The sequence below is a fragment of the Protofrankia coriariae genome, from assembly GCF_001017755.1.
In the GTDB taxonomy this organism is placed as follows: domain Bacteria; phylum Actinomycetota; class Actinomycetes; order Frankiales; family Frankiaceae; genus Protofrankia; species Protofrankia coriariae.
On record NZ_JWIO01000047.1, the window covers coordinates 19,276 to 29,600 of the forward strand.

Consider the following 10,325-nt stretch of genomic DNA (forward strand, 5'->3'; position numbering starts at 1 on the left):
CCGCCGAGACAGCGGCGGCCGGCGCCGCGATGGCCACCACTGTCCCGGCGGTGGCCGTGCCCCAGCACCCGGTTGCCGCCGGGGGGCTGCGGATGCTCGGCGAGTTCACCGGGTCGGGCCTGCGCGGCCAGGTCTTCCTGGTCCGTCGGCGGGACGGCCAGGTCATCACGCTCACCGGTCTGCTGCGGCACATCGTCGACGCCGCGGACGGCAGCCGCGACATCCCCGCGATCGCGCGGCGGGTCCGGGCGGTCAGCGGGCGCGCGGTCAGCGCGGACGACGTCGTGTACCTGCTGGCGACGAAACTGATCCCCCTCGGAGTGATCGCGGACGGTCACGGGGCCACCGCGACCCCCCGAGCGACCCCGCTGCTGGGACTCGCCGGCCGCCGCACGCTTGTGCCGGAACCGGCCGTGGACACGCTCGCGCGCCTGCTCGCGCCGCTGTTCCGGCCGGTGGTCGTAACCGGCGTCCTGGCCGCCCTGGTCATCGTGGACGCCTGGCTGTTCACCTCGCTGCTCACCTCGGCCGGCACCGGCACCGGCGCTGATTCCGGTGTCGACACGCGGATACATCACGTGCTGGCCAGCCCGGCGCTCATCCTCACGGTTCTCGGCGGCACGCTCGCGTCCATGATCTTCCACGAGTGTGGCCATGCCGCCGCCTGCCACTACGGAGGCGGCCGGCCGGGGGTGATCGGATGCGGCATCTACCTGCTGTGGCCGGCCCTGTACACCGACGTCACCGACGCCTACCGGCTGGACCGCGCCGGCCGGCTGCGCACCGACCTCGGCGGGGTGTACTTCAACGCGATCGTCATCGTCGGCCTCGGGACCGCCTACGCGATCAGCGGCGCGGACACGCTCGCGGTCATCGTCCTGCTCGTCCACCTGGAGGCGTTCCAGCAGCTCGTACCGGTGGTCCGGCTGGACGGGTACTACATTCTGAGCGATCTCGCCGGGGTCCCGGACCTGTTCGCCAGGATCGGGCCGGTGCTGTCCACCCGGCTGTACCAGGCGCGTGAGCGCTGCCGGCGGTGGGCGCACACCGAGGGAGGACGGCACCGACGCCGCGGCCGTCACCATGACCGGATCCGCGGCTTGGCCCGTGGCCGCAATCCTGCCCATCACTCTGCTCGCTACCCTGCCCACAACCGTGCTCGGAGCCAGAGCCGGCAGCGGGGCAGCGGTCAGGCCCCGGATCCGCGGGTGGCGGCGCTCACCCACCGGGCGCAACGGACGATCACGGTATGGGTGCTGGTCGTGGCGCCGCTGCTGGCCACCAACCTCGTCCTCATCATCATGATCGCTCCGAGCGTGGTCGCCCGGTCCGTGGACGCGGTGCGGGACCGGGCCGGGCTCGTCGCGCACGCCGCCGGGGCGGGGCAGCCGGCAGTCATGATCGCGGATGCGCTGGGTGTCGTCGTCCTCGTGCTCCCGGCGGTCGGCATCGTCTTCCTGCTGTCGCGGCTGGCCGGCGCGGGTGTTCGGGCGGCGGTCGCCACCGGGCGAGGCGGCCCGGGGCGTGCGCTGGCCGCCGGCCTCGGCACGGTCGTCGTGATCGGGGCCGTCCTGACGTCCTGGCTGCGCTGAGCGGACGCCCCGAGACCGGGGCGCCGGCAGGGCAATCTGGGGCCAGGATGGACGGGTGGGCGACGTTTCCCGGACCGGGGTGGCACGGGTGCCCGGCGACCTCGGCAGCATCGGCAGCACGCACCCGCGGGGCAGCTCGGTGCAGGCGCAACTGGCCCGGATGGGCTTCACCAACGTGGACAGGTTCGCCGTCACGGTCCGCCGGCTCGGCCTGGTCGACCACGACGACGAGCATCCGTCCGGTGCCGCCGGTGCCGCCGGTGCCGCCGGTGCCGCCGCGCCGTCCGGCGATCTTTACGAGAATGCCCTGCTGGCGGAACTCGCCAGGGCCGCCAATCCCGACCTCGCGCTCGCGGCACTCGAACGGATCGTGGAAACCGCGCCGGCCGATGTCGGACGTGACCTGCTCACCGTCCTGGGTACCCGGCCCGGCCTGCGCACCCGGCTGGTGGCGGTGCTCGGGGCAAGCGCCGCCCTCGGCGACCATCTGGTCCGGCATCCGACCGACTGGCGGGTGCTCGNNNNCGGGTGCTCGCCGACGACGACCTGATGCGGACGCCACCGGACGCCGACCTGACGCGGGCGCGGCTGCTGCGCGCGGTCGGGGCGGACCCGGACATGCCGCTGCCCCGGGCCGCCGGCGACAGCACCGAGGTCCTCGACGCGTTACGGGTCGCCTACCGCCGATCCCTCATGATTCTGGCTGCGCGCGACCTGACCGGCGCGGTGTCCCTCGACGACGCCACCGCGGAGCTGGCCGACCTGGCGGCGGCTGCGCTGGACGCGGCGCTCGCGGTCGCGCGCTCGGCGCTGTCACCGTCGGCGCCGCCGGCCCGCCTGGCGGTCGTCGGCATGGGCAAGTGCGGCGGCCGGGAGCTGAACTACGTCAGCGACGTCGACGTACTGTTCGTGGCCGAGCCCGGCGACGACGGCCGGCCGGCCACGACCAGCGCCGCGCGGACCGCCGCGCTGGGCACGGCGACCTCCCTGGCGGTGGGCATGGTCCGGGCCTGCGGGGCGGTCACCAGCGAGGGGACGCTGTTCCAGGTCGACGTGGGGCTGCGGCCGGAGGGGCGCGACGGCCCGCTGGTGCGGACCCTGGCCAGCCACGACGCCTACTACCGGCGCTGGGCGCGAACCTGGGAGTTCCAGGCGCTGCTGAAGGCCCGCCCGATCGCCGGCGACCGGGAGGTGGGGGAACAGCTGTGCGCCGCGGTGCGGCCGCTGGTCTGGTCGGCGGCCTCCCGGCCCGGTTTCGTCGCCGACGTGCGCGCGATGCGCCGCCGGGTGGAACGCTCCCTGCCCAGGGCGGACGCCGACCGTGATCTCAAGCTCGGCCCCGGCGGGCTGCGCGACGTCGAGTTCGCCGTCCAGCTGCTCCAGCTGGTGCACGGCCGGGCCGACCCGACGCTGCGTGCCGTCTCGACGCTGTCCGCGCTCGACGCGCTCGCCCGCGGCGGCTATGTGGGACGCCGGGACGCCGCCGGCCTCGCCGACGCCTACCGCTTCCTGCGCGGCACCGAGCACCGCCTGCAGCTGCAGCGCCTGCGCCGGGTGCACACCCTGCCCCGGGACCCGGCCGAGATGCGCTGGTTGGCCCGTTCCCTCGGGTTCGCCACCGCCGAGCGGATGGAGGCCGAGCACGCCCGGGTCGCCCGGTTCGTCCGCCGGCTGCACGAGCGGTTGTTCTACCAGCCGCTGCTGGAGGCGGTGGCCAGGCTGTCCGCGGAGGAGGTCCGGCTGACACCGGCGGAGGCCCGCGACCGGCTGGCCGCCCTGGGCTTCGCCGACACGGGGCGTGCGCTGCGTCACATCGAGGCGCTGACCAGCGGTGTCAGCCGGACCGCGACGATCCAGCGCCGCCTGCTGCCGGCGATGCTGCACTGGTTCGCCGACGCCGCCGATCCCGACGCCGGCCTGCTCGCCTACCGCCGGGTCAGCGAGGCGCTCGGGCACACCCCCTGGTACCTGCGGCTGCTGCGGGACGAGGGCGGCGCGGCCGAGCGGCTGGCCCGCCTGCTGGCGGCGAGCACCTACGTCGCGGACCTGATGCAGCACGCCCCGGAGTCGGTGCGGCTGCTGCGCACCATCGACGACCTGCGGCCCAGCGGCCGCGAGCAGCTCGTCCGGGCGCTGATCGCGATCGCCCGCCGCAACCCGGCCCGGGAGCAGGCGGTCGGACGGGCCCGTGCGGTGCGCCGGGTCGAACTGCTCCGGGTGGCCTGCGCGGACCTGCTCGGGCTGCTCGACGTCGCCGCGGTGGGCCAGGCCCTGTCGGACGCCGCCGCCGCGACGATCGAGGCGGCCCTGTTCGTCGCGCAACGCCGCTTCGAGCAGGAGACCGGCCGGCCGCTCCCGGNTGCGGATCGCGGTGATCGCGATGGGCCGGCTCGGCGGGGAGGAGCTGTCCTACGGCAGTGACGCGGACGTCGTGTTCGTCCACGAGCCGGTGGACGACAGCAGAGGTTCACTCACGGACAGTGAAGTCGCTGCCGCGGCGGGGTCGGTGGTGGCCGAACTGCTGCGGCTGCTGGCCCTGCCGGCCGGCGCCGACCCGCCGCTCGTCCTGGACGCGCAGCTGCGCCCGGAGGGGCGGGCCGGGCCAATGACCCGCACCCTCGCCAGCTACGCCGCCTACTTCAACCGCTGGTCGCAGGGCTGGGAGGCGCAGGCGCTGCTGCGGGCGCGCCCGGTCGCGGGGGATGTCGCCCTCGGTGAGAGGTTCTGCGCGTGGGTGGACGGGATCCGCTATCCGCCGGCGCTGCGGCCCGGTGTGGTCGCCGAGCTCGTCCGGTTACGCGGCCGGATGGAGGCGGAACGCATCCCCTCGGGCGTGGACCACACCCTGCACCTCAAGCTCGGCCCGGGTGGTCTCGCCGACGTGGAGTGGGCCGTGCAGGTGCTGCAGCTGCGGCACGCCCACCGGGTGCCCGCGCTGCGTACGACGTCCACGCTCGCGGGGCTGCGCGCGGCGGCCTCGGCCGGGCTGCTCGACCCGGCCGAGGCCGCGACGCTCACGCAGGCGTGGACCACGGCGTCCCGCATCCGTAACGCGATCATGCTGGCCCGGGGACGTCCCGGGGACGTGCTGCCCCGTCAGCCGCGGGCGTTGGCCCAGGTCGCAGGCGCGCTGGGCCGTCCGGCGGACCAGGCCGAGACGCTGATGGGCGACTACCGGCGCGGTGGTGCGCACGCTCGCGCGGTGGTGGAAGCGGTGTTCGCCCGCGAACTGGACAACGGCTACCCGGCCGGCGCGGACGGGTAGCCGTCGGTTGCTACGGGCTGTTATGGGGCTGCTGTAAGGCTGTGCTGTGTAAGGCTGCTGTGAAGCTGCTGCGGCGGCTCAGACGGTGACGACCGTGTTCAGCGACTCCTTCTGGCCCGGGATGGCCAGGGACGGCCTGGTGCCCGCCAGCGCACTGCAGCAGGTGTCGACGATCAGGCCGGTGACCAGGTAGGGGTCCATGTTGGCGTTGGGCCGGCGGTCCTCGATCCAGCCCTTCTTGGCCTTCTCCACCGCCCACGGAATGCGGACCGACGCGCCGCGGTCGGAAGCACCCCAGGAGAACCTGTCGTACGGAGCGGTCTCGTGCTGACCGGTCAGCCGCTGCTCGATCCCGTCCCCGTAGTTCTTCACGTGCTCCAGGACGCGAGTGCCCAGCGCTTCACACACGGTAACAATGGCGTCCCAGCTTTCCATGGTGGCCCTGGTGGAGAAGTTGGTGTGCGCGCCCGCACCGTTCCAGTCGCCGGGAATCGGTTTCGCCGCGAACGACACGGTGACGTCGAAATCCTCGGCGATCCGGTGCAGCAGCCAGCGGCCGACCCATATCTGGTCACCGATGGCGGGCGGCGGGAGCACACCGATCTGGAACTCCCACTGGGCCATCATGACCTCCGCATTGGTGCCCTCGATGGCGAGGCCCGCGTCGAGGCACGCCTGCGTGTGTCTCTCGACAATCGCACGGCCGACCATCTTCTCGCCGCCGACACCGCAGTAGTAGGGACCCTGGGGGGCCGGATAGCCCACCTCGGGCCAGCCCAACGGCCGGCCCTGCTGGAAAAAGGTGTATTCCTGCTCGATACCGAACAGCGGCTGCTGGTCGGCGTACTTCTCGTAGGCCTGGCGGCAGAACGCGCGGGTGTTGGTCGGGTGCGGGGTGAAATCGGTCAGTTCGACCTCGCACAGCACCAGGACGTTCTTCCCGCCGCGCAGGGGATCCGGACAGGTGAACACGGGCCGCAGGACGCAGTCCGAGTTGGATCCCGGCGCCTGATTTGTGCTCGAGCCGTCGAAGCCCCAGATGTCCGGTTCCTTGCCGTCGGCAACGATACGGGTTTTGCTCCGCATCAGGGGCTCCGGCCTGGTGCCGTCGATCCAGATGTACTCGGCCTGGTAACTCACTCATACTCCCCGTGGTTGGCATGGCACGTAGCGGAGTTTCTCGTCGCGCACCTGCGGATTGTTCCGACCCGGGCCGCGGGTGCCAGGAGGGTCCGTCCGGATCTTCGCCGGGTCCGGTTTCCGCGCCGTTCCACCACGGTAAATTTCCGGTCAATCACGTATTTCCGGTCAATTTGTTTTCCCGGGTGTTCCGGAACTGTTCTCGCCACCCGGACGACCGGCGACGGCACGACCATGCCCACGTCCCGCCGCCGGTGTTCCGACCATGTTTGTTTTGTTTGTTCTTCGCCGCTCCGACCGCCGCGGCCCGGCCGGCCCCGGCCGCGGCGGCGGGCGGTCGAATCGCCGGACGGGCGGAGCGGGCGCGGGATGTTCCCGCCGCCGGCCCCGCCCGTCGGATGTCCCGTCGGACGTCTGGTCGGTTGTCCGGTCCAACGTTCGCCAGATGTTCGTCAGACGTCCGTCAGATGTCGTAGTAGAGCTGGAACTCGTACGGATGCGGCCGGAGCCGGATCGCGTCGACCTCGTTCTTGCGCTTGTAGTCGATCCACGTCTCGATCAGGTCGGGGGTGAAGACGTTCCCCTCGGTCAGGAACTCGTGGTCGGCCTCGAGCGCGTCGAGTACCTTCTCCAGCGATCCGGGCACCTGCGGCACAGCGGCCAGCTCGTCCGGGGGAAGGTCGTAGAGGTCCTTGTCGATCGGGTCCGGCGGCTCGATCTTGTTACGGATCCCGTCCACGCCGGCCATCAACATCGCGGCGAAGGCCAGGTACGGGTTGCAGCTCGGGTCGGGGACCCGGAACTCGATCCGCTTCGCCTTGGGCGAGACGCCGCTGAGCGGTATGCGGCAGCTGGCCGAACGGTTACGCGCCGAATAGACCAGGTTGACCGGTGCCTCATAGCCCGGCACCAGCCGTCGGTAGGAGTTCGTGGTCGGATTGGTGAACGCCAGCAGCGCCGGCGCGTGGTGCAACAGCCCACCGATGTAGAAGCGGGCGAGCTCCGACAGGCCGCCGTAGCCGCTCTCGCTGTAGAACAGCGGCTCGTCACCCTGCCACAGGCTCTGGTGGACGTGCATCCCCGAGCCGTTGTCCTCGAAGAGCGGCTTCGGCATGAAGGTCACGGTCTTGCCACGGGCGACCGCGACATTACGAATGATGTACTTGTAGAGCATCAGGTTGTCGGCGGTCCGCAGCAGGGTGTCGTAACGAATGTCTATCTCCGCCTGCCCGGCGGTGCCCACCTCGTGATGCTGCATCTCGACGGTGACCCCGGCCCTTATCAGGGTCCGGGTCATCTCCGAGCGCAGGTCGGTGAAGTGGTCGGTCGGCGGAACCGGGAAATAACCCCCCTTGAACCTGGGCTTGTAGCCGAGGTTCCCGCCCTCCTCCTTACGGGCGGTGTTCCAGGCCGCCTCGACGGAGTCCACAGCGTGCAGGGAGCCATATGGATTGTAGTCGTAGCGTACGTCGTCAAATATGTAGAACTCCGCCTCCGGGCCGAAGTAGGCGGTGTCCGCGAAACCGGTGCCCCGCAGGTAGGCCTCGGCCTTCCTCGCGGTGTTGCGCGGGTCCCGGGAGTACTCCTCCCGAGTGATCGGGTCATGGATGAAGAAGGTTATCGCGAGCGTCGGGTGCTCACGGAACGGATCGACGAAGGCCGTGGTCGGATCCGGCAGCAGCAGCATGTCGGACTCGTGGATCGCCTGGAACCCGCGTATCGAGGACCCGTCGAACATCAGGCCGTCGGTGAACACCGACGCGGAGAAGACCTCGACCGGGATCGTAAAGTGCTGCAGAATCCCAGGAAGGTCACAGAAGCGAACGTCGACGAATTCGATGTTCTGGTCCGCGATGTAGCGAAGTACGTCCTCGGCGTTTGTGAACATCCACCCTCCAAGGGAGCTTCATGGCCGTGTGGATAGGAAGGATACGCCATGCCCCGATGCGGACCGTAACGCCGCATGGTTCCGCAAACATGACGAAGTCGTTTCGCGACTGTAACACAGCAGGAAATTGTTACTCTGGGCGACTGGATTTTCGGGGCGGTCGCCGGGAGCGGGACCGGGCATAGGCTTACGCCGTGGGACGCGCACTCGGAAACTGGCTGGAAGGTCCGCAACTTCCCCGGGACACCCCGCCCGGCGTCCGCCTCGGCCTGCCGGCGGACGGTCCCGGCTCGGCGGTCGGCGTTGGTCCCCGGCTGGCCGCGTTCGCGGTGGACGCCATCATCGCCAACCTGCTGGTCGGCGTCCCGGTGCTGTTCGGGCTGCGGTATTCCGTCAACGCCCGGGGGCTCGCCGTCTACCTCGCCTTCCTGCTGGAGGAGTTCATCCTGATCGCGGTCAACGGGCAGACCATCGGGATGCGCATGCTCGGTGTCCGGGTCATCCGGGTGCGCGACCACCGCCCGGCGGGATGGTTCTGGAGCGCGGTCCGTACCGTACTGCTGGCCCTGGCCGTACCGGCCTTCATCTGGGACCGGGACCTGCGCGGCACCCACGACCGCGCGGCCGGCACCGTGGTCATCCGCGACCCCGCCCGCGCCGCCTCCGGCGGTCCCGCCTCCGGCCGCTCCGAGCCCGGCCACCCCGCCTCCGGCCGCGACGGAGCCGAACGTACCCCTGGCCGGGGCGGAGCCGACCGCCCCGCTCCCGGGCAGCGCAGGCCCGCCCAGAGCAAGCCCGGACGTCCCGACCCCGCACAGCCCAGGCCCAGGCGTCGTCCCGACCCCGGAGCGCAAAGGCCCACACATCGACCCGCGGAGTAGACGCATCGGCCCGTGGGACGAACCGGCTGACGTCGCCCTCGTCCGGATTCGGACGAACGCCCCCACGCCCGCTCCCGCGGAGCGGACTCTCCAACGATGGGACCTGCCCCAGGGCAGGATCTCCCATGCCCACTCTCGCGGAGCGGGCTCCGCGGCTCTTCACACGAGCCGATCTTCGTGTGCGGGCCCGGCATGCGGCGGCCTCCCACCCGCAGTCCCGGGCGCACCTGCCACCCTCCCCAGCCGTCCTGAGAATCCCCGAAGGATGTGAATGCACTGCTGCTCTGACAGCAGCAAACTCACATCGTTCGTACGCGCCGTTCGGGACCGGTTCATGCGGCGGGCTTGTTCTGCAGTGGTCGGGATGTGTAGGCGGTGGGTTGGCCGCGAGTGGTTCGGGTCTCGCTGGTACGAGGAGTCGTGGCTGAGGCAAGCTGACAGGATGTCCGAGGTCACTTCCATTCCCGCCACGCATCGTGATCTTCTGGAGACGCCGAGCGCGGCCGCGTTCACGACCGTCGGCGCCGCCGGCTATCCGCAGACGACGGCCATCTGGTTCCTTCTCGACGGCGACGTGGTGCGCACGTCGCTGCACCGGTCGCGGCAGAAGTACCGCAACGTCGTCGACCACCCCCAGGCGACCCTCTTCCTGATCGATCCCACCAACCCGTTCCGCACACTGGAGGTGCGTGGCGACGTCACGCTTGAGGACATCAGCGACACGTCGTTCCTGGAACGCCTGCTCGCGCACTACGGCCAGACGCTGAAGACGTTCCCAGCGCCAACCGACAACCGCGTCCTGCTGACGCTGACCCCGCGGCGCATCGTCGCCAACGGATAGCTCGCGGCCCGCGGGACGAACCTGGGACGCCAGGAAGGATGTGAATGCGGTGCTGCTGCAACAGCAGCGCATTCACATCCTTCGTGCTGTTTGGGATGGTTTGCGGGATGGGTTGTCCTGTGATGATCGCGGTGGCCCGGTCGCGGGCCGTCGCGCATCTGTGGTCCGGCGATCAGTGGTGGGCGGCGGCCCGGCGGCGGCTCTGGAAAAGGAGCGCGTGGGGGAGGGCCTGGGGTGAGGGTGGGGGTGCTTCTTGTTCGCGATCTCCGGGGGAGATTGCGAACCCCATGCGACGGCCGGCCCTCGAGGTAGGGGTCCCCAAATTTTCGCCCAGGCGAAAATTTGGGGTCTACCGGATTTTTCTGCCGCGGGGGATGTTGCGGGGGATGGGGCCCTTGGGGATGGGGAGGGTTGGCGAGCTCACTGCCCGTAGCCGTCGTGCCAGGGGGTCGACCTCGCCGCGACGCAGGGTGCGGGGCAGCCGCATCAGCGTCAGCCGCAGTTTCGGCAGGGGCACCTCGCCGGGGCCGCTGCCGATCACGATGTCGTGGATGGGTGTCTCGCCGACCACCTTGCGGACGCGGCGGACCTCGGTGCCGAGCAGGTCGCGCTGGCCGCGTCCCCGACCTTCGGCAATGATCACCACGCCGGCGCGGCACACCACACGGTGTACGACGTCCTGGTTGCGGTTGATCGCCACGGCGGGGGTGAGCCGCCA

The 10,325-nt window shown here is 70.9% G+C and carries 7 protein-coding genes and 1 pseudogene; 5 read left to right on the plus strand and 3 right to left on the minus strand.

Annotated features, from left to right (window positions below):
• The 3 genes and pseudogenes from FrCorBMG51_RS20870 to FrCorBMG51_RS31930 all read left to right on the plus strand — a co-directional run.
• The coding region (locus FrCorBMG51_RS20870; protein ID WP_162233261.1) for a hypothetical protein at positions 1–1,592 on the plus strand (1,592 nt) is incomplete at its 5' end.
• Between the two features lie 618 nt (positions 1,593–2,210).
• A pseudogene (locus FrCorBMG51_RS31925) lies at positions 2,211–4,257 on the plus strand (bifunctional [glutamine synthetase] adenylyltransferase/[glutamine synthetase]-adenylyl-L-tyrosine phosphorylase); the annotation flags it as partial.
• 141 nt (positions 4,258–4,398) lie between these two features.
• Positions 4,399–4,857 (plus strand): [protein-PII] uridylyltransferase family protein, encoded by a 459-nt coding sequence (locus tag FrCorBMG51_RS31930; protein WP_235433787.1) that lies wholly within the window; start codon positions 4,399–4,401, stop codon positions 4,855–4,857.
• Between the two features lie 78 nt (positions 4,858–4,935).
• Here the strand turns inward: FrCorBMG51_RS31930 and glnII are convergent, their stop codons facing one another.
• Positions 4,936–5,997 carry a glutamine synthetase GlnII gene (glnII, locus tag FrCorBMG51_RS20880; protein WP_047224718.1) on the minus strand — a complete coding sequence of 354 codons (1,062 nt, stop codon included), beginning with the start codon at positions 5,995–5,997 and terminating at the stop codon, positions 4,936–4,938.
• Between the two features lie 463 nt (positions 5,998–6,460).
• A complete protein-coding gene (glnA, locus tag FrCorBMG51_RS20885) occupies positions 6,461–7,885 on the minus strand; it encodes a type I glutamate--ammonia ligase (protein ID WP_013874430.1) in 1,425 nt (474 codons plus the stop codon).
• A 194-nt stretch (positions 7,886–8,079) separates the two neighbouring features.
• On the opposite strand from glnA, the gene FrCorBMG51_RS27410 reads away from it, so the two are divergent.
• Together FrCorBMG51_RS27410 and FrCorBMG51_RS20895 are read left to right on the plus strand one after the other, a co-directional pair.
• A complete protein-coding gene (locus FrCorBMG51_RS27410; protein WP_083730814.1) occupies positions 8,080–8,766 on the plus strand; it encodes an RDD family protein in 687 nt (228 codons plus the stop codon).
• A 442-nt stretch (positions 8,767–9,208) separates the two neighbouring features.
• The gene (locus tag FrCorBMG51_RS20895; RefSeq protein ID WP_047224719.1) at positions 9,209–9,607 is read left to right on the plus strand and encodes a PPOX class F420-dependent oxidoreductase; all 399 of its coding nucleotides are present in this window, start codon (positions 9,209–9,211) and stop codon (positions 9,605–9,607) included.
• Positions 9,608–9,956: 349 nt separating this feature from the next.
• Here the strand turns inward: FrCorBMG51_RS20895 and FrCorBMG51_RS31935 are convergent.
• Positions 9,957–10,325, minus strand: a 369-nt coding sequence (locus FrCorBMG51_RS31935; protein ID WP_235433784.1) for a DUF4191 family protein, incomplete at its 5' end; no start/stop codon positions are given.